Annotated in this window: 20 protein-coding genes; 4 read left to right on the top strand and 16 right to left on the bottom strand. The window is 63.7% G+C overall.

What is annotated here, in order from left to right:
- Position 1: 1 nt before the first annotated feature.
- The 16 genes from atpG to argC all read right to left on the bottom strand — a co-directional run bounded on the left by atpG (position 2) and on the right by argC (position 14,558).
- Positions 2 to 883: a F0F1 ATP synthase subunit gamma gene (gene atpG / locus C6W88_RS06885; protein WP_045992708.1), complete on the bottom strand. Its 882-nt coding sequence runs from the start codon at positions 881 to 883 to the stop codon at positions 2 to 4.
- Positions 884 to 960: 77 nt separating this feature from the next.
- Positions 961 to 2,505 carry a F0F1 ATP synthase subunit alpha gene (atpA, locus tag C6W88_RS06880; RefSeq protein ID WP_045992709.1) on the bottom strand — a complete coding sequence of 515 codons (1,545 nt, stop codon included), beginning with the start codon at positions 2,503 to 2,505 and terminating at the stop codon, positions 961 to 963.
- A 16-nt stretch (positions 2,506 to 2,521) separates the two neighbouring features.
- On the bottom strand, positions 2,522 to 3,061 hold the full coding sequence (locus C6W88_RS06875) for a F0F1 ATP synthase subunit delta (RefSeq protein ID WP_045992710.1): 540 nt from the start codon (positions 3,059 to 3,061) through the stop codon (positions 2,522 to 2,524).
- 11 nt (positions 3,062 to 3,072) lie between these two features.
- The gene (locus C6W88_RS06870) at positions 3,073 to 3,543 is read right to left on the bottom strand and encodes a F0F1 ATP synthase subunit B (protein ID WP_045992711.1); all 471 of its coding nucleotides are present in this window, start codon (positions 3,541 to 3,543) and stop codon (positions 3,073 to 3,075) included.
- A gap of 66 nt (positions 3,544 to 3,609) precedes the next feature.
- Positions 3,610 to 3,858, bottom strand: coding sequence for a F0F1 ATP synthase subunit C (gene atpE, locus C6W88_RS06865; protein ID WP_045992712.1), 249 nt, complete (start codon positions 3,856 to 3,858; stop codon positions 3,610 to 3,612).
- A 79-nt stretch (positions 3,859 to 3,937) separates the two neighbouring features.
- Entirely contained in the window at positions 3,938 to 4,801 is an 864-nt protein-coding gene (atpB, locus tag C6W88_RS06860; RefSeq protein WP_045992713.1) for a F0F1 ATP synthase subunit A, read from the bottom strand.
- Between the two features lie 13 nt (positions 4,802 to 4,814).
- Complete coding sequence (locus C6W88_RS06855) at positions 4,815 to 5,174, bottom strand: ATP synthase subunit I (RefSeq protein ID WP_231498561.1); 360 nt, start codon at positions 5,172 to 5,174, stop codon at positions 4,815 to 4,817.
- A 278-nt stretch (positions 5,175 to 5,452) separates the two neighbouring features.
- Positions 5,453 to 6,376 (bottom strand): ParB/RepB/Spo0J family partition protein, encoded by a 924-nt coding sequence (locus tag C6W88_RS06850; protein ID WP_045992715.1) that lies wholly within the window; start codon positions 6,374 to 6,376, stop codon positions 5,453 to 5,455.
- A 66-nt stretch (positions 6,377 to 6,442) separates the two neighbouring features.
- Positions 6,443 to 7,213, bottom strand: coding sequence for a ParA family protein (locus tag C6W88_RS06845; RefSeq protein WP_045992716.1), 771 nt, complete (start codon positions 7,211 to 7,213; stop codon positions 6,443 to 6,445).
- A gap of 74 nt (positions 7,214 to 7,287) precedes the next feature.
- Positions 7,288 to 7,944 (bottom strand): 16S rRNA (guanine(527)-N(7))-methyltransferase RsmG, encoded by a 657-nt coding sequence (gene rsmG / locus C6W88_RS06840; RefSeq protein WP_231498560.1) that lies wholly within the window; start codon positions 7,942 to 7,944, stop codon positions 7,288 to 7,290.
- 8 nt (positions 7,945 to 7,952) lie between these two features.
- On the bottom strand, positions 7,953 to 9,848 hold the full coding sequence (gene mnmG / locus C6W88_RS06835; RefSeq protein ID WP_108131958.1) for a tRNA uridine-5-carboxymethylaminomethyl(34) synthesis enzyme MnmG: 1,896 nt from the start codon (positions 9,846 to 9,848) through the stop codon (positions 7,953 to 7,955).
- A gap of 540 nt (positions 9,849 to 10,388) precedes the next feature.
- The gene (locus C6W88_RS06830; protein WP_045992719.1) at positions 10,389 to 11,159 is read right to left on the bottom strand and encodes an amino acid ABC transporter ATP-binding protein; all 771 of its coding nucleotides are present in this window, start codon (positions 11,157 to 11,159) and stop codon (positions 10,389 to 10,391) included.
- A gap of 28 nt (positions 11,160 to 11,187) precedes the next feature.
- On the bottom strand, positions 11,188 to 11,859 hold the full coding sequence (locus tag C6W88_RS06825) for an amino acid ABC transporter permease (RefSeq protein WP_045992720.1): 672 nt from the start codon (positions 11,857 to 11,859) through the stop codon (positions 11,188 to 11,190).
- 164 nt (positions 11,860 to 12,023) lie between these two features.
- A complete protein-coding gene (locus C6W88_RS06820) occupies positions 12,024 to 12,779 on the bottom strand; it encodes a transporter substrate-binding domain-containing protein (RefSeq protein WP_108131957.1) in 756 nt (251 codons plus the stop codon).
- Positions 12,780 to 13,000: 221 nt separating this feature from the next.
- Positions 13,001 to 13,354, bottom strand: coding sequence for an iron-sulfur cluster insertion protein ErpA (gene erpA, locus C6W88_RS06815; protein WP_108131956.1), 354 nt, complete (start codon positions 13,352 to 13,354; stop codon positions 13,001 to 13,003).
- A gap of 169 nt (positions 13,355 to 13,523) precedes the next feature.
- Complete coding sequence (gene argC / locus C6W88_RS06810; protein ID WP_108131955.1) at positions 13,524 to 14,558, bottom strand: N-acetyl-gamma-glutamyl-phosphate reductase; 1,035 nt, start codon at positions 14,556 to 14,558, stop codon at positions 13,524 to 13,526.
- Between the two features lie 263 nt (positions 14,559 to 14,821).
- Here argC and C6W88_RS06805 point away from each other — a divergent pair, with 263 nt between their 5' ends.
- From C6W88_RS06805 to hemL, 4 genes are all read left to right on the top strand, one after another.
- A complete protein-coding gene (locus C6W88_RS06805) occupies positions 14,822 to 16,780 on the top strand; it encodes a chloride channel protein (protein WP_231498559.1) in 1,959 nt (652 codons plus the stop codon).
- A 9-nt stretch (positions 16,781 to 16,789) separates the two neighbouring features.
- Positions 16,790 to 17,221, top strand: a complete 432-nt coding sequence (gene hemJ, locus C6W88_RS06795) for a protoporphyrinogen oxidase HemJ (protein WP_045992725.1) — start codon at positions 16,790 to 16,792, stop codon at positions 17,219 to 17,221.
- Between the two features lie 35 nt (positions 17,222 to 17,256).
- Positions 17,257 to 18,069, top strand: a complete 813-nt coding sequence (gene thiD, locus C6W88_RS06790; protein ID WP_108131954.1) for a bifunctional hydroxymethylpyrimidine kinase/phosphomethylpyrimidine kinase — start codon at positions 17,257 to 17,259, stop codon at positions 18,067 to 18,069.
- Between the two features lie 174 nt (positions 18,070 to 18,243).
- The gene (gene hemL / locus C6W88_RS06785; RefSeq protein ID WP_045992727.1) at positions 18,244 to 19,536 is read left to right on the top strand and encodes a glutamate-1-semialdehyde 2,1-aminomutase; all 1,293 of its coding nucleotides are present in this window, start codon (positions 18,244 to 18,246) and stop codon (positions 19,534 to 19,536) included.
- Positions 19,537 to 19,547: the final 11 nt, after the last annotated feature.

Below are 19,547 nucleotides of genomic sequence, written 5' to 3'. Positions count from 1 at the left end.
CTTAAACAGCGGCGGCACCGCCAACGATCTCGGAGATTTCCTGGGTAATGGCCGCCTGACGGGCCTTGTTGTACACCAGCTCCAGATCGTCGATCAGATTGCCCGCGTTGTCGGTCGCGCTCTTCATGGCAACCATGCGTGCCGCCTGCTCGCACGCTGTGTTCTCGACCACCGCCTGATACACCTGCGCTTCAACGTAGCGCACGAGCAGGCTGTCGAGCAGCGCCTTGGCATCCGGCTCATACAGGTAGTCCCAGCTGCTGGGACGCTTGTTCTCGTCGTCTTCCTCGACCTTTGCGGTGTCCTCGGTCAGCGGTAGCAGCTGACGGACGACCGGCTTCTGGGTCATGGTATTGACGAATTCGTTGTGCACCACGTAAAGACGATCCAGCTTGCCTTCATCGTAGGCATCCAGCATCACCTTCACGCTGCCGATCAGATCATCAAGACTCGGCGTTTCCCCCAGGCCACTCTTGGCGGCGACCAGGCTTCCCCCATACTTGCGGAAGAAGCTGCTGGCCTTGCTGCCGAGGGCACAGAAGTCGAGCTCGGCGCCCTTCTCGTGCCACGCCTGAGCGTCCTTGACCGTCGCCTTGAACAGGTTGACGTTCAAGCCGCCACAGAGACCACGATCGCTGGAGACGACGATGTAACCGACGCGCTTGGCCTCACGCTCTTCCATCCACGGATGCTTGTATTCCGGGTTGGCCTGGGCGAGATGACCCACCACGTGACGGATCTGTTCGGCGTAAGGCTTGCTCGCCGACATCCGTTCCTGGGTCTTGCGCATCTTCGACGCCGCCACCATCTGCATCGCATTGGTGATCTTCTGCGTGTTCTTGATGCTCGCAATCTGCGTGCGAATCTCTTTTCCGACTGCCATGGCGATCTACCCTTGTTCGGTGACCCTCAGAATCCTGTTCGACCACCTGGCCCGCCTTGCGGCGGGCCAGTGGACGCTTACCAGCTCTGAGAGGACTTGAACTTCTCGAGACCCTGCTTCAGGCCGTCCTTGATCTCGTCGTTGTAGTCGCCAGACTCGTTGATCTTGTCGAGCAACTCGCCGTGCTCGGACTTCATGTACTCGTGGAGTGCATGTTCGAAGTCCAGCACCTTGTTGACGTCGACGTCGTCCAGGAAGCCTTCGTTGGCGGCAAACAGGGAGATCGCCATCTCGGCAACCGACATCGGCGAGTACTGCTTCTGCTTCATCAGCTCGGTGACGCGCTGACCGTGCTCGAGCTGCTTGCGGGTGGCTTCGTCCAGGTCGGAGGCGAACTGGGAGAAGGCCGCGAGCTCGCGGTACTGGGCCAGAGCCAGACGCACGCTGCCGCCGAGCTTCTTGATGATCTTGGTCTGTGCCGAGCCACCCACACGAGACACCGACAGACCGGCGTTGATGGCCGGGCGGATGCCTGAGTTGAACAGGTCGGTCTCGAGGAAGATCTGACCGTCGGTGATCGAGATCACGTTGGTCGGAACGAAGGCAGACACGTCGCCGGCCTGGGTCTCGATGATCGGCAGTGCGGTCAGCGAGCCGGTCTTGCCCTTCACTTCACCGTTGGTGAACTTCTCGACGTAGTCGGCGTTGACACGCGCGGCACGCTCGAGCAGACGGGAGTGGAGGTAGAAGACGTCGCCAGGGAAGGCTTCACGGCCCGGCGGACGACGCAGCAGCAGGGACACCTGGCGGTAGGCCACGGCCTGCTTGGACAGATCGTCATAGACGATCAGCGCGTCTTCACCGCGGTCGCGGAAGTACTCGCCCATGGTGCAGCCGGAGTAGGCGGCGAGGAACTGCATCGGGGCCGGATCGGCGGCGCCGGCGGCGACCACGATGGTGTGCTCCATGGCGCCGTGCTCTTCGAGCTTGCGCACCACGTTGGCGATGGTCGACTGCTTCTGACCGATGGCCACGTAGACACAGGTGACGCCGGTGCCTTTCTGGTTGATGATCGCATCGATGGCGATCGCCGACTTACCGATCTGACGGTCGCCGATGATCAGCTCACGCTGACCGCGGCCGATCGGCACCATGGCATCGATGGACTTGAAACCGGTCTGGATCGGCTCGTCGACGGACTGACGAGTGATGACGCCAGGTGCGACCTTCTCGACCGCGTCGGTTTCCTTGGTGCCCAGGTCGCCCTTGCCGTCGATGGGGTTACCGAGGGCGTCGACCACACGGCCGCGCAGTTCGGGACCCACCGGCACCTCGAGGATGCGACCGGTACACTGGGCAGTCATGCCCTCTTCCAGCTGCAGGTAATCACCCAGAACCACGGCACCGACGTTGTCGCGCTCGAGGTTCAGGGTCATCCCGAAGATGCCGCCGGGGAATTCGATCATCTCACCGAACATTGCGTCGGCGAGGCCGTGAATCTGCACGATACCGTCAGATACGCTGACGATCGTGCCCTGATTACGGGCTTCGGATGCGACGTCAAGCTTCTCGATACGCTGCTTGATGATGTCGCTGATCTCGGAAGGATTCAGTTGCTGCATGCCATGTCCCTCAGACTCAGGCGGAAAGGGCTTCCTGGAGGCGGTTCAATCGACCACGTACCGAACCGTCGATGACGGTGTCGCCGGCACGCAGGATCACGCCGCCCAGGAGCGTCTTGTCCACCTGAGTGGTAATGGAGATTTCGCGGTTCAGACGCTTGGCCAGTGCACTCGCGAGCGATTGTTCCTGGGCTTCGGCCAGCGGGAAGGCAGAAACGATTTCCACCTCTACCCGCTTTTCCTGCTGGGCCTTGAGCACCTCGAACTGCTCGGCGATGGCGCCGAGCGCCGCCAGGCGACCCTTCTGGCCGACCAGGCGAACGAAGTTCTTGAGGTCGTCATTGACGGCGTCACCACAGACGTCGACGACAACATCAGCCTTCTGTGCGCTGGACAGCTTGGGATTGCCGAGCACCCGGGCGCGCATGTCGTCGTCGCCGACGACCTGCGCGACCCTGGCCAGCATGCCGGACCATTCGTCGAGCGCGTCCTTGGCCACGGCGTGCTCAAAGGCAGCCTTGGCGTACGGGCGAGCGATAGTTGACGTTTCCGCCATGGGGCACCTCCTCAGAGCTCTTTGGCGAGTTTGTCGACGATGGCAGCGTGCTGCTTCTCATCGATGGAGGACTCCAGGATTCGCTCAGCGCCCAGGACCGCCAGACGGGACACCTGTGCGCGCAGGTCTTCCTTCGCGCGTGCCACTTCCTGCTCGATCTCGGACTTGGCCTTGGCAATCATGCGCTCGCCTTCAAGGCGGGCGTCTTCGCGTGCCTGCTCGAGCTTCTGGTTGGCCTGTTTCTGGGCCTGTTCCAGGATCTCGGCCGCCTCTTGCTTGCTCTTGCGCAGGGTCTCGTCGGCCTCTTTCTCGGCCACCTCGAGATCACGCGCCGCACGGCTGGCAGCATCCAGACCATCGGCGATCTTCTTCTGGCGTTCCTGCAGAGCTTGCATGACCGGCGGCCATATAAACTTCATGCAGAACCAGACGAAGAACGCAAAGGCGATAGCCTGGCCGACTAGGGTAAGGTTCAGGTTCACGCCAGCACCTCTCGCGTTACGGGTTTGGGGTTAACGGATCGACGGCTCGGGACGAGCGGTCGGACATTAACCGACAAACGGGTTAGCGAAGGTGAAGAACAGCGCGATACCAACACCGATCATGGTCACGGCGTCCAGCAGGCCGGCGACGATGAACATCTTGACCTGCAGCATCGGAACCATTTCCGGCTGACGTGCAGCGCCTTCCAGGAACTTGCCGCCGAGGATACCGAAGCCGATGGCGGTGCCGAGTGCACCCAGGCCGATCAGCAGGGACACGGCGATGGCGGTCATACCCAGAACTTGTGCTTCCATGGTGGTCTCTCCAGTTTTTAGTTGAAACTAAGGTTTATCAGTGGGTTAGGGTTAAGGGTTTAGGGTTGAAGCGAAACCGTCAGTGCTTCTCCACCGCCATGCTCATGTAGACGATGGTCAGCATCATGAAGATGAAGGCCTGCAGGGTGATGACCAGGATATGGAACACCGCCCAGGTGAAGTGCAGCGGCAGCTGCCACAGGCCGATCATCGCGATCAGGATGAAGATCAGCTCACCGGCGTAGAGGTTGCCGAACAGTCGCAGGGCCAGGGAGATCGGCTTGGCGATCAGGGTCACGGTCTCGAGCAGGAAGTTGACCGGGATGAACAGCGCCTGGACCAGCTTGTTGGGTGAGTTGAACGGGTGCAGGGTCAGCTCACCGATGAAGCCGGAGAAGCCCTTGGCACGAATGGTGTAGAAGATGATCAGGCCGAACACGGACAGCGCCATGCCGAGGGTGGCATTGACGTCGGTGGTCGGTACCACCTTGAAGTAGACGTGGGCCGGGTCCGCGCCGAACAGGGCGCCGATCTTGGCCGCCAGCAGCGGCAGGAAGTCCACCGGCACCAGGTCCATCAGGTTCATCAGGAAGACCCAGCAGAAGATGGTCAACGCCAGCGGCGCGATCAGCTTGCTCTTGCCGTGGAAGGTGTCCTTGACCGAGTTGTCGACGAACTCGACCATCAGCTCGACAAAGTTCTGCAGCGCACCAGGCACGCCGGTGGTAGCGGTGTTGGCCGCCTTCTTGAACAGCCACAGGAAGATCAGACCGAGACCGACGGACCAGCCGAGGGTATCGAGGTGAACGGCCCAGAAGCCCATGTCGGAAGCTTCCTGGGCGGAATGGGCGATCGACCAGCCATTGTCCGGGTGCAGCCCGAAGGTCAGGTTCTGCAGGTGGTGCTGGATATATTCCGTCGGAGTCGGATTCGTGCCTGCCATGTCTGCCTCGTTGTCAGGTGTGCGACGGTCGTTTCACCAGCCAGGGCCCCAGCCAATGAACGAACAGCGTCACCACATAAGCGCCAAAGAAAAAAGTCGGGTTTGAGGGAGGCACTGCGATGAACACCAGGGTGAACAGCGCCGCCGTCAAACCGAACTTGCCGGCTTCCGCACGATAGAAATTGTTGACGATGGCCTTGGAGTAGCGCGCGCCCTGCGCCCGGAACACACACCAGGCAAAGAACACATTGGGCAAAAAGGCCACCAGCCCGCCCAGGGCCGCCGAGGAAGCGCCGGAGATACCGTCGATGCCAGCCGCCGCGACGCTGGTCAGCGCCAGCACAGCGAGCTGTGCCATCAGCAGGCGCTGCACCTGGGGTCGTTGGATCCTGGCCGCCAAGTGTCTCTCCCGACGCGCCTCTTGGCGCGAACTCGTCATCCATCGTGATCGCCGGCGACAGACCACCGGCAGACTCCGGCGCGATTATAGGGAAGCCCCCTAACGGCTTCAACCAAAGACGTGACGATTTGTCGTCACTTCGCGCTGGCTTACGACCAAATGCGGAGAAAAGGCCGCTAAAGTGATTAGCGACCTAAGTGGTTTACTGCGCTGATACGCGCAACCCGGTCGCCGTCTCTGGTCGTCGCCACTCAGCGGATGTGGCCCAGGATGCCGTCGAGCTCGTCGAGGCTCGAGTACTGGATGGTGACCTTGCCCTTGCCGGCCTTGCCGTGGCTGATCTTGACCGGGGCGCCGAGCAGATCCGCCAGACGGGTCTCCAGCCGGGCCACGTCCTGATTCGGCGCAGTCTTGGCGGCCTTTGGCTTGCCATTGGCCAGTTGCTTGACCAGTGCCTCGGTGGCGCGCACGGTCAGGTCCTTGTTGACCACCTCATGGGCCGCCTTGCGCTGCTTGGCCGCCGGCAGGGTCAACAGGGCGCGGGCATGGCCCATGTCCAGGTCACCGCGTTCGAGCAGCGTCTGCACCTCGGGGTCCAGCGCCAGCAGGCGCAGCAGGTTGGTCACCTGGGTACGCGAACGGCCCACGGCGTCGGCGACCTGCTGCTGGGTCAGTTCGAATTCGTCGAGCAGACGCTTGAGCGCCAGCGCTTCCTCCACCGGGTTGAGGTTCTCGCGCTGGATGTTCTCGATCAGTGCCAGCGCCAGGGCCACCTCGTCGGTCACCTCGCGGATCACCGCCGGGATGACGTCCAGCTCGGCCAGCTGGGAGGCCCGCCAGCGGCGTTCACCGGCGATGATCTCATAGCGGTCGGGACCGATCGGACGCACCACGATGGGCTGCATCACGCCCTGGGCGCGGATCGAGTCGGCCAGCTCCTCCAGCGCCTCGGGCTGGATATCGCGCCTTGGCTGGTAGCGTCCACGGCTGAGCTGGCCCAGCGGCAGGCGCTCCAGACGTTCCTCCGGCGCGGGAGGCGGCACCACCGTGGCGTCTTCGTCGCCGTCGGTCGTCAGCTCGGCATCCACCTCGGGCAGATCGAGGCTCTCGCGGCGGCGGGCACCGGCCCCGATCAGCGCATCCAGTCCTCGTCCCAGGGCGCGTTTGCGCGTCATCGATTCATCCTCATCACAGCACGCTCAAAAATTCGACACTGCTGGCCCTTGCCACCCTGGCCGGGGCTACAGCGACAGCCGACGAATCAGTTCCTTGGCCAGCACCCGGTGGGCCTGGCTGCCCCGCGAGAAGCGTGCGTACTTGGTAACCGGCAGGCCGTGACTCGGCGCCTCGGCAACCCGCACGTTGCGTGGAATGGTGGTCTTGAGCAGGGCATCGCCGAAGTAGTCCCGCAGCTGCTTGCTGACGTCCCGGGTCAGGCTGTTGCGGGCGTCGAACATGGTGCGCAGGATCCCGAAGATCTCGAGGCCCGGATTCACGCTGTCCTTGATCTGCTCGACGGTGTCGAGCAGCGCCGACAGGCCTTCCAGGGCATAGAACTCGCACTGCAGCGGTATCAGTACCCCATCGGCGGCGGTCAGCGCATTGACGGTGAGCATGTTCAGCGACGGTGGGCAGTCGATCATCACCACGTCGTACTCGCCGGCGACTTCGTCCAGCGCCTTGGCCAGCGCCCGCTCGCGGCCTTCACCACGATCGAGCAGCTCGACCTCGGCGGCGGTCAGGTCGCCATTGCCCGGCAGCAGGGCGTAGCCCGCCTCGGGGCAGTCGAGGATGACCTCCACCGGGCGCTTGTCGCCCAGGATGACGTCGAGCACGCTGCCCTCGAGGCTGTGCTTGTCGACACCACTGCCCATGGTGGCGTGGCCCTGGGGATCGAGATCGACCAGCAGTACGCGGCGATCCAGCGACGCCAGACTGGCGGCCAGGTTGACGGCAGAGGTGGTCTTGCCGACCCCACCCTTCTGGTTGGTCAAGGCGATGATTTTGGTCACGACGTCATCCTTGCGTGGAAATTCTCGGGTGGCTGGTGGCGGCAAAATCGTGAAACCGAACCCCAAGCCCGAGCCTAGCGGCCCCCGGCCTCGGGTTCCAGCATAACCAGTTCTCGACCCGCTGACTCGTACGGCACCCTCAACGCATGGCGCGAGACACAGCGCACGTCGTCCTCCAGGCGTTCGAGCTCGCCGTCCACCGCCGGCCCTTTCATCGCCAGCCACTGGCCGTGGGGCGCCAGCAGCGGCCGGGTCAGCTCGACGAAGTCCTCGAGGCTGGCAAAGGCCCGCGAGATCAGTTGATCGAACCCGCCTTCGGCCGGGGTATAGGCTTCCACTCGCGCCTGGATCGGGGTCACCCGGGCAAGCCCAAGTTCCATCACCGCCTGACGCTGAAAGCGAACCTTCTTGCCGTTGCTGTCGAGCAGGCTGACGTCGAGCTCGGGGTTGAGGATCGCCAGCACCAGGCCGGGCAGGCCAGGCCCCGCACCCACGTCGAGCACCCGTGGGCCCTTGACCCAGGGCAGCACCGCGGCGCTGTCGAGCACGTGGCGAGAGACCATGTCCAGCGGATCGCGTACCGCCGTGAGGTTATAGGCCCGGTTCCACTTGTGCAACAGACCCACCAGGGCCAGAAGCTGGTCAAGCTGGGCGGCGGTGGCCGTGATCTCGAGGGCGGCAAGGCCCTCGCTCAAGCGCTCGTGCAGTCGCTGCTGCAGGGCCGGGGACATCGCCTGACTCATCCGCTGGCTACCTCGCGATCATCGAGCAACCGGCGTTTCTTGAGGTGAATCAGCAGGATCGATACTGCCGCCGGGGTCACCCCGCTGATCCGCCCGGCCTGGGCCAGGGTCTCCGGGCGCGCCTCGGCGAGCTTCTGGCGAATCTCGTGGGACAGCCCCTCGACTCGGCTGTAGTCGAGATCGGTCGGCAGGGCCATGGACTCGTGACGCTTGAGCTTGTCGATCTCGTCCTGCTGACGATCGATGTAGCCCTGGTACTTGGCCTGGATCTGGACCTGTTCGGCGACCGTCTCGTCGCTCACCGGCTCACCCTTGGCCGCAGCCACGTCGGCATAGCCGAGTTCCGGGCGCTTGAGCAGGTCCATCAGGCTGTACTCGCGGGCCAGAGGCTTGCCGGTGATTTGCTCGATGGTGGCGGCGGCATCGGTCCCGGGCTGCACCCAGGTCGCCTTGAGCCGGGCGCTCTCGCGCTCCACCGCTTCACGCTTGTCGCTGAACCGTGCCCAGCGCTCATCGTCCACCAGCCCCAGTGCGCGACCGTGTTCGGTCAGGCGCATGTCGGCGTTGTCCTCACGCAGCAACAGCCGGTACTCGGCGCGGGAGGTGAACATCCGGTAGGGCTCCTTGGTGCCCAGGGTGATCAGGTCATCCACCAGCACCCCGAGGTAGGCCTCGTCGCGGCGCGGACACCAGGCGTCGAGCGCCTTGGCGCGACGCGCGGCGTTGAGCCCGGCGAGCAGGCCCTGGGCCCCCGCTTCCTCGTAGCCGGTGGTGCCGTTGATCTGGCCGGCGAAAAACAGGTTGTGGATAAATTTGGTTTCCAGCGAGTGCTTCAGGTCCCGCGGATCGAAGAAGTCGTACTCGATGGCGTAGCCCGGACGGGTGATATGGGCCCGCTCGAGACCTTCGATGGAGCGCACCACCTTGAGCTGCACGTCGAAGGGCAAGGAGGTCGAAATACCATTTGGGTATAGCTCATGGGTATCCAGACCCTCCGGCTCGACGAACACCTGGTGGCTGGTCTTGTCGGCGAAGCGGTGGACCTTGTCTTCGATGGACGGGCAGTAGCGCGGCCCGACCCCTTCGATCACCCCGGAGAACATCGGCGAGCGATCGAGATTGTCGAAGATGATCTCGTGGGTGCGCTCGTTGGTATGGGCGATATGGCAGCTGACCTGACGCGGATGCATGTCCCGTGATCCCAGGTAGGACATCACCGGAGTCGGACTGTCGCCCGGCTGTTCCTCGAGGCGCGAGAAGTCGACGCTCTTGGCATCGATGCGCGGCGGGGTGCCGGTCTTCAGGCGATCGACCCGAAACGGCAAGGCGCGCAGACGCTCGGCCAGGGCATTGGAGGGCGGATCCCCGGCACGACCACCACGGCTGTTGTCCAGCCCGATGTGGATCACCCCGCCGAGGAAGGTACCGGTGCACAGCACCACGGTTTCGGCCAGAAATCGCAGTCCAGTCTCGGTGGCCACGCCGCGCACGGTGTCCTGGTCGACGATCAGGTCGCCGGCGGCCTGCTGGAACAGCGTCAGGTTCGGTTGGTTTTCCAGCATGCCACGAATCGCGGCCTTGTAGCGCACACGATCGGCCTGGGCACGGGTCGCCCGTACCGCGGGGCCCTTGCGGGCGTTGAGCACGCGAAACTGGATCCCGCCCAGGTCCGTCGCCAATCCCATGGCGCCGCCGAGGGCGTCGATTTCCTTGACCAGATGACTCTTGCCGATCCCGCCGATGGCGGGATTGCAGGACATCTGGCCCAGGGTCTCGATGTTGTGGGTCAACAGCAGGGTCTGGCAACCCATGCGGGCAGAGGCCAGGGCAGCTTCCGTTCCAGCATGGCCACCGCCGATGACGATGACGTCAAAGCGGTCGGGATACTCCAAGGTTCACCTCGTTCGGCGCAGCGCGCCAGCGGTCTGGATATTGGGTTCGTACGAAAAATAGCCGGCCAGTATAAACCCTCCTGTGGGTAAACGTCAGGGTTTTCCACACCCCGTCTGTCAGGCAGGAGCTTCACTTACCTACCTATAAAAAAATAAAAGAATAAGAAAGGAAGTTCTGTAGTGGTTGTAACTACTGGTGTGGACACTTTCTGTGGAAAAACCATTTAAATCTACAAAAAACAAATAGGTACAATGTTGATCCTTTGTTGGACAAGGGACGTACCAGCGTTTGATGGCGTGTTATCTGCCTGTGGACACAATCACGACTTGCCCACAGGGCTCGGCTTCCACCAGTTATCCACCGAGCTCGGGGGCGGTTGTCACCGCGACGGTGAACAACTCGCCGACTTGCCCACAGCCCCCGTGGCAGTGGGCTTCGCAGCCAAATGTGAAAAATCTTGTCCACAGCCCCAAAAAGCCAAAAAAACGCCCTGTCGATCACTCGACAGGGCGTTTGAGAGGCTCGAACGGGCGGTTTTTTCAGTGCTTGAGCACTCGCGCCAGGAAGCTCTGGGTACGTTCATTCTGCGGATTGTCGAAGACTTCTTCGGGCTTGCCCTGCTCGACGATCTCACCCTTGTGGATGTAGATCACGCGGTCGGCGACCTCCCGGGCGAAGCCCATCTCGTGGGTCACGATCATCATCGTCATGCCCTCTCTGGCGAGCTCACGCATGGCGTCGAGCACCTCACCGATCATCTCCGGGTCCAGCGCCGAGGTGGGCTCGTCGAACAGCATCAGACGGGGCTCCATGGCCAGTGCGCGGGCCAGCGCCACGCGCTGCTGCTGACCGCCGGAGAGCTGGGTCGGGTACTTGTCGGCCTGGTCCTTGATGCCGACCCGATCGAGCAGCCGTTCCGCGGTGGCCTCGGCCTTGTCACGGCTTTCGCCGCGCACCTTCATCGGGGCCAGGGTGACGTTGTCACGCACGCTGAGGTGAGGGAACAGGTTGAACTGCTGGAACACCATGCCGACCTCGGTGCGGATGGTCTGCAGCGCCTGGCTGGCCTTGCCGTCGGGCTTGAGGTCGTTGCCGTCGACCCTGAGGGCGCCCTGCTGGAATTCTTCCAGGCCATTGACGCAGCGGATGAGGGTCGACTTGCCGGAGCCACTGGCGCCGATGACGACCACCACTTCGCCCTGGGCCACCTCAAGGTCGATGTTCTTGAGCACGTGCAGCGAGCCGAAGTGCTTGTTGAGTTTGTCGATACGGACGATGGGCTCGCCCTGGGCGTGAGAGGCTGGGTTCATGTCGGAATTTTCCATGGGATGTTGCACCTCACTGGCCCACCAGGCCCTTGCGCTCGAGCATGCGCAGGGCGAAGGACAAGGAAAGGGTGATGGCAAGATAGAGCAGCGCCACCATCAGATAGACCTCCAGGGCGGTGAAGGTGGTGGCGATGTAGATCTGGCCCTGGCGCACCAGCTCGCCAACGCCGATGACGGCGAACAGCGAGGTGTCCTTGATGCTGATGATGGCCTGGTTGCCCAGCGCCGGGATCATGCGGCGGAAGGACTGGGGCCAGATGATGTAGCGGAAGGTCTGGCGGCGGGACAGGCCCAGCGACAGGCCGGCCTCGCGCTGGCCGCGCTCGATGGACTGCACACCACCGCGCACGATCTCCGAGATGTAGGCGCCGGAGTTGACGGCGATGGCAGCGATACCTGCGGTGACCGCATCGATGGGGCCACCAAGGATGCTTGGCAGGCCATAGAAGATGAACAGCACCTGTACCAGTACCGGGGTGCCGCGGAAGATTTCGATGTAGGCCACGGCGGGAACACGCAGCCAGGCGCTCGGGGAAATGCGCAACAGGCCGAAGATGATGCCGATGACAAAGCCGATGGCCAGACCGCCGAAGGAAATCAGCAGGGTATAGGGGATGCCGGTCAGCAGCTGGGGGATGGAGGACAGCGCCGCCGACCAGTCGAATTGGAAGTTGACGTCCACGAGTGGGTCTCCGTCATGCACGTGAAATCAGGACAAGGCGAGAGGCCTTGATGCCGGGGTCGAGACAGTGCCTCGGGGTGACGTCCGGGTAACACCAAGGGGGCCGGTCGTGTACCGGCCCCCATGAATCCCAGGTCGGTTGCCCAGGTCGCTATGGACTGCGATCACTCGCTGGTGGAACCAAACCACTTGGCGTGGATCTCGTCGTAGGTGCCGTCTTCCTTCATCGCCGCCAGGGCCTCGTTGACCGGCTCTACCCACTCGCTGCCCTTGACGAAGACGATGCCGTACTGCTGGCCTTCGTACAGCGGACCAACGACCTTGACCTTGCCTTCGCCACGGGTCTGGGAGAAGTAGCCGACGTTGGGGGCGTCGTAGAAGGCGGCATCGACGCTGCCACCGAGCAGGGCCATGTACATGTCGCTGGTGCCCGGATAGGGGGTGATCTCGGCGTCCTCGCCCAGGTTTTCCTGGAGGAAGTCATAGCTGGTGGAGCCGATCTTGGTGCCGATACGCATGCCGGACAGGTCATCGATCTCGCTGACGCCTTCTTCGTCGGCGTTGACCAGGATCTTCAGACCGCTGTCGTAGTAGGGGTCGGAGAAGTCGACGATCTCGGCACGTTCGTCGGTGATGGTGATACCGGCGATGGCGATGTCGACGTTACCGGTCTGGACGGCGGGAATGATGCCGTTGAAGTCCATGGTGCGCAGTTCGTATTCGAAACCGGCACGCTCGGCCAGCTCGGCAATGATGTCCATGTCGAAGCCGACCATTTCGCCGGATTCCTGGTCCATCATCTCGAACGGCACGAAGCTCGGGTCGGTGGCCACGTTCAGGGTCTCGGCCTGGGCGCTGCCGATGACACCGAAGGCGAGCAGGGCGGAGGTAAGAGCGGCAGAAGTAAGGGCGGTTTTCATGATTTTCCCCAGTTGACGTTATTGTGAAATCCTCAACTACCATGGCGAGTTGCGGGGAAGGGGTCAAGTTGGGGGAGAATCCGCTGGGCCAACGCTGGCGGCGCCACAACACAATGCAAGACGCAGCCGGGAGGCTGCGTCGAGGGTGGCATCAAGGGCTGCATCAAGCGCTATCTGGAAAGGCGTGTTGCTGTCGCGTCGGCTGACGCGCAGCAAGGTCGCTACACCATAAAGGAGGCGCCGCAACCACAGGTGGTGGTGGCGTTGGGGTTCTGCACCAGAAAGCGCGCGCCGGCCAGGCCTTCCTCATAGTCGATGGTGGAGCCGACCAGGTACTGGTAGGACAGCGGGTCGACCACCAACGCGACATCGCCGAAGGGAATCTCGGTGTCGTCGTCGTTGACGCCGTCGGCCACGTCGAAGCCGTACTGAAATCCCGAGCAGCCGCCTCCCGTGACATAGACGCGCAGGGCGATGTTGCTGGCGCCGTCTTCGGCCATCAGTGCCTTGAGTCGGCGCTGGGCGTTGTCGGACAGCAGTAGCGGGGTGGGGACAAAGGATTCGGCACCGCTCATGAGAGCTCCCGGGGTCGAGAAACAGGGTCAAAGCGGTCGATGTCGCCGATCAGCCGACGTCGACCGCATCGGTCATTATCCCCAAGCCAGAGTAAAAGGGTCAACTTTTCCTCGGAGGTAAGGCGCCTGTTACGTCGACATCCCCCCGCAGCAAGCGGGGGGATGGGCCTCAGGGCATCATCGCCGGGGCGTCGAGACCGGCGGTCTCGTCGAAGCCGAACATCAGATTGAGGGCGTGGATGGCCTGGCCGGAGGCGCCCTTGACCAGGTTGTCGATGACGGCCAGCACCACCACGGTGTCGCTGTTGCCGGGGCGATGTACGGCGATGCGGCAAAGGTTGGCGCCCTTGACGCTACGGGTCTCGGGGTGGCTGCCGGCGGGCATCACGTCGACGAAGGGCTCGTTGGCGAAGCGGTCTTCGAACAGGCGCTGGAGATCACCGGGCTCGCCGGTCAGGCGCCCGTACAGGGTGGCATGGATGCCGCGGATCATCGGCGTCAGGTGGGGCACGAAGGTCAGCCCGACCTCACCCCCGGCGGCGTCGCCGAGCCCTTGGCGAATTTCCGGCAGGTGACGATGGCCGGAGGCGCCGTAGGCCTTCATCGATTCACTGGCCTCGGCCAGCAGCGAGGGCACCTTGGCGCCACGGCCGGCACCGGTGACGCCAGACTTGCAGTCGGCGATCAGGTGGTCGGCGTCGATCAGCCCGGCTTCCAGCAGCGGCAGAAAGCCAAGCTGCACCGCGGTGGGATAGCAGCCGGGGACGGCGATCAGGCGGGCCTGGCGAATCTGATCGCGGCTGACCTCGGGCAGGCCGTAGACGGCTTCCTCGAGCAGACCCGGGGCGCCGTGAGGCTGGCCGTACCAGTCGGCCCAGACGCCGGCGTCGCGTAGCCGGAAGTCGGCTGACAGATCGATCACCCGGGTGCCTCGCTCCAGCAGGTCGCCGGCCAGCGCGTGGGCGACGCCGTGGGGAGTGGCGAAGAACACCGCGTCGCAGCGCGCCAGGCGCTCCGGGTCAGGCTCGGAAAAGCGCAGCTCGTCGTAGTGACCTCGCAGGTTGGGATAGAGTTCGGCCACGCCGAGGCCGGCTTCGCTTCGTGAGGTGATCGCGTCCACCTCCACCTCGGGGTGGCGCGCCAGCAGCCTGAGCAGTTCGACGCCGGTGTAACCGGTGCCGCCGACGATTCCAACCTTGATCACGTAACGCTCCTTTGCACTTTGCTGTTTCAGCGCATTGCCATGGAAATGTGGCCGCCCGCAAGGCGAGCCGAATGGCCTGGCCACAGGCCTGCCTGGAGATTCTCGGGCCAGGCGATGGGGGTTCCGAGAGACGACGATGACGGCGGCCTGGGTGCCAAGTCACGTTCTATGATACACAAGAGATAGTCACCTAAGGTAAGCCTGCCTTTCATCTTGCGTCAGGGACTCGACCCTTCGCTCTCAAGGAAGCGACCCACACCTCCATGCGCCTGCCCGATCTCAGTCTTGATGCCTTCCGTCGCCAGCTGGCGAGCGTCGACGCCCTGCCGCAACTGTGCGTGCTGGGGGTGGTGACGGGGCTGATCACCGGCAGTCTGATGGTGGTCTTCCGGCTGGCGTTGATGGTCGGCGCCATGCTGGTGATGCCCTACGACGATCCCGAAGCCTTCGAGCAGTTGTCTACCGGCCTGCGCATGGTGCTGCCGATCATCGCGGTGACGGTGATTGGTGTGCTGCTGTGGCGTCAGCCACTGGCCGCCCGCAAGATCGGCGTCAGCCATGTGATCGAACGCCTGACCTATCACCAGGGCCGCTTTCCGCTGCGCAACTGGTTGAACCAGTGGTGGGTGGGGGTGGTGTCGGTGGTCGGGGGGCTGTCCGCCGGGCGCGAAGGCCCGGCGATCCACCTGGGCGCCGCCGCCTCCAGTGGCCTCGGCCAACTGCTGCGCCTGCCCCACAACAGCCTGCGGGTGCTGGTGGCATGCGGTACCGCGGCAGGCATCGCCGCCTCCTTCAATACGCCCATCGCCGGGGTGATCTTCGCCATGGAGGTGGTGATGATGGAATACACCATCGTTGGCTTCATGCCGGTCATCCTGGCGGCCTGCATGGGAGCCCTGGTCTCCCAGCTGGTCTATGGCGCCGACCCTGCCTTCGCGGTTCCCGATCTGTCCATGGGCTCGCTGTTCAATATCTACTGGATCGCCGCCATGGCCTTTGGTATCGGTCTGCTGGCGGGTCTGTTCATCCATGTCTCGCGCTCGGAGCGCATCGCCAGTCTGCCGCTGTGGTGGCGCCTGGCACTGGTCGGTGCCCTGGCGGCGCTATTGGCCTGGTGCTACCCCCAGGTCCAGGGCATCGGCTACGACAGCCTGTCCGATGCGCTGTTCAATCGTTTGACGCTGGATATTCTGATGGCGCTGGTGCTGGGCAAGCTGCTGCTGACTGCCTTCGCGGTAGGCTGCGGGGTGCCGGTGAGCATCATCGGCCCGGTGCTGGTGGTCGGCGCGGCTGCCGGGGCGCTGTTCGGCATTGCCGGGGGCTGGATGTGGCCGGACAAGGCCGCAGACCCTGGGCTATTCGCTATGATCGGCATGGCGGCGATGATGGGGGCGGTATTGCAGGCGCCGCTGGCGGCGCTGATGGCGCTGCTCGAACTGACCCATATGCCGCATATTCTGTTGCCGGGCATGCTGGCGGTGGTGGTGTCCTGCCTGACCGCGCGCCAGCTGTGTCGCTGTGACGGCTTCTTCATCAGCGTCAAGCGCCATGGTCTGCACCCCCTTCAGCAACCGCTGATGCAGGCGTTGTCGCGGGTGTCGGTGCCGGCGGTGATGGAGCGCAGCCTGGTGCGCACCAGGCGACGGATCTCGGAGACCCAGGCTCGGGCATTGCTCGAGGCCAAACCGGTGTGGATCATCATCGAACGTTCCACCGACGACAAGCCGACCCTGGCGCTGAAGGCGGCCGACCTGGCGCGTTATCTGCTCGAGCAGCAGGAGCAGGAGCAGCAGGGACAGCGGGAGAAACAGGAACACAAGGCAGCGCCGGTGGCGCCGGAAGATCAACGCGAAGCCAGCGACGACAATGCCGCCATGGACGTGTTGATGGACAAGGGGGGCGCCCCCGGTGGCCAGGCAGATGTCATCGCGGGCAAGAACGTCGATCGCTCGCCACCGCCGGTGTCACCAGCGGCGGCCAGCCCCGATGAAGACAAGGAGGCGTTGCTGGACCTGCTGGAAATCCCCGGCCAGCGACTGGACCTGGTGGCCATCCACCTGCAGGCGACCCTGACCGAGGCGCTGAACGTGCTGAACGAAAGCAAGGTGGATGGACTCTACGTGGAACACGGCTATCGACCGAAGCAGAAGCGAATTTCCGGTATCATCACCCGGGATGCCATCGAGCGGTACTACCGCCTGTCTGATCCATCCACAGCCTGAGGAGTCGCCATGTATCTGTGGATAAAAGCCTTTCACCTGATGTCGATCGTGACCTGGTTCGCCGCCATGTTCTATCTGCCACGGCTCTACGTGTACCACGCCATGGCCCGGGACAAGGGCGAGTACGCCAGCATGGATACCTTCATGGTGATGGAACGCAAGCTCTATCGCGGCATCATGACACCTTCGATGGTGGCGGTATTGCTGCTGGGGGCCTTGCTGGTGTGGTTGAACCCGGCCCTGATGAGCCAGGGCTGGCTGCACGCCAAGCTGGCGCTGGTGGTGGCGCTGGTGGCCTATCACCATGTCTGCCTGATCTACCTGAAGCAGCTGGCCGAGGATCGTTGCCGTCGCAGTGCCACCTTCTTTCGTGTGTTCAATGAACTGCCGGTACTGGCACTGGTGGCTATCGTGATCCTGGCCGTGGTGAAACCCTTTTGAATAGCCTGAGTCCTTCGACTTCGCCCCACCTGCCGATGGTGCTGGTGCTGGCCGGGCATGACCCGACCGGCGGTGCCGGCCTGGTGGCCGACGCCGAGAGCGTGGCCGCCTGCGGAGGCTGGGCGCTGACCGTGCCTACCGCACTGACGGTACAGGACCTCGTCGACGTCCAGGCGGTGCACCCGGTGCCGGCCTCGACCATTCGCCAGGCAGCCGCAGCGCTGGAGAGCCTGCCGATCGCGGCGATCAAGATCGGTTTGATCGCCGACCTCGAGGCGCTGGACGCGGTGGTCGATGTGGTGCGCCGCCGGCCCGGTGTGCCGGTGGTTGCCGATCCGGTGCTCAAGGCGGGGGGCGGATCACCGCTTGCGACCCAGGAGCTGATCGACGCCTACTTCGAGCGTCTGCTGCCGAGGGTCGATATCCTGACCCCCAATCGCGGCGAACTGGCACGCCTGGCCGGGCTCGACTACCAGGATGATACCGAGCGCTGTGTCAGTCTGATGCACCAGGGCTGCCAGGCGGTGCTGGTGACCGGCACCGATGATCCCGAGGGCCAGACGGCCAAGGGGCGCGTCGCCCATACCCTGCATACTCCGGACAGCGATCGTCAGTGGACCTGGCCCCGCTTGCCGGCGACCTTCCATGGTTCCGGCTGTACCCTGGCCGCTGCCGTGGCTACGCGACTGGCGGCGGGAGAAAGTCTGGTGCAGGCTTGTGAGCAGGCTCAGGTGTTTGCCTGGCAGGCGCTGGCCCATGGCTGGACGCCGGGCCAGGGGCAGTCGTTGCCTCGCCGGCTGTGGAAAATGCCGACGCCGCGCTTTTCGCCGGACGAGGTCAAGGTATGATGGCGACACGGCAGTCGGCATGAGAGACCCCGATCAGCCCCTGTTGGAAGGTATTGGTGCCCAATTCACCGGGTTATCCCATGCCCTCCACAGGGTTATCCACAGGCGGTGTCGCGCTGAATCGATGTCTGTGGCATCGATGATTGAATTTCACTTTTGGGCAAAGAGGTTGCCATGACCACATCCGCTGAGCTCTTCGAACAGGCCTGTCGGCACATTCCCGGTGGCGTCAACTCACCGGTGCGCGCGTTCAAGGGGCTGCATCGTCCGCCGGTGTTCATGGAGAGCGCAAAGGGCGCCTACCTTTTCGATGTCGAAGGCAAGCGCTACGTCGACTACGTGGGCTCCTGGGGACCGATGATCACCGGCCATGCCGATCCCGACGTGCTGGGCGCGGTGCGCGAGCGCCTCGACAAGGGCCTGTCCTTCGGCACCCCGACCGCGGTCGAGACCACCATGGCGGAGCTGATCTGCGAGATCATCCCGAGCATCGAGATGGTGCGCATGACCAACTCGGGCACCGAGGCGACCATGTCGGCGATTCGCCTGGCCCGTGGTTTTACCGGGCGGGACAAGATCGTCAAGTTCGAGGGCAACTACCATGGCCACAGCGATTCGCTGCTGGTCAAGGCGGGGTCCGGCGCGCTGACTCACGGTGAGCCCAGTTCTCCCGGGGTGCCTGCCGCTCTGGCCGAACATACCATCACGCTGTCCTACAATGACATCGACGAGGTGGAGCGCTGTTTCGAGGAGATCGGCAGTCAGATCGCCTGCATCATCGTCGAGCCGGTGGCCGGCAACATGAACTGCATCCCGCCGAGCGCCGACTTCCTCAAGACCCTGCGCCAGGTCTGTGACCGCCACCAGAGCGTGCTGATCTTCGACGAGGTGATGACCGGTTTCCGTGTCGCCCTGGGCGGCGCCCAGGCACACTTTGGCGTGACCCCGGATCTGACCTGTCTCGGCAAGATCGTCGGTGGCGGCATGCCGGTGGGTGCCTTCGGTGGCAGCCGCGAGATCATGAGCGAACTATCGCCGCTGGGACCGGTGTACCAGGCCGGCACCCTGGCCGGTAATCCACTGGCCATGGCGGCGGGGGTGGCACTGCTGACCAAGCTGAAAGAGCCGGGCTTTCACAAGGCCCTGGCGCAGCGTGTCGAGACCCTGTGCAACGGGCTTGAAAGCCGGGCACGAGAGGCTGGTATCGACATGATCACCCAGCGCGTGGGAGGGATGTTCGGGGTATTCTTCACCGCCCAGAGCAGCGTCGAGAACTTTGCCCAGGCCACCGCCTGCGACGCCGATGCCTTCCGCCGTTTCTTCACCGCCATGCTCGAGCAGGGAGTCTACCTGGCGCCGTCGGCCTACGAGGCTGGCTTCATGTCCAGTGCACACACGCCGGAGGATATCCAGGTGACCCTGGACGCTGCCGAGAAAGCCTTCGCCCAGATGACGACCCAGGCCTGACAGGAGCCGAC

Origin of the sequence: Halomonas litopenaei (genome assembly GCF_003045775.1) — a bacterium.
Classification (GTDB): Bacteria; Pseudomonadota; Gammaproteobacteria; order Pseudomonadales; family Halomonadaceae; genus Halomonas; species Halomonas litopenaei.
This window is presented reverse-complemented; position numbering and strand designations above follow the sequence as displayed.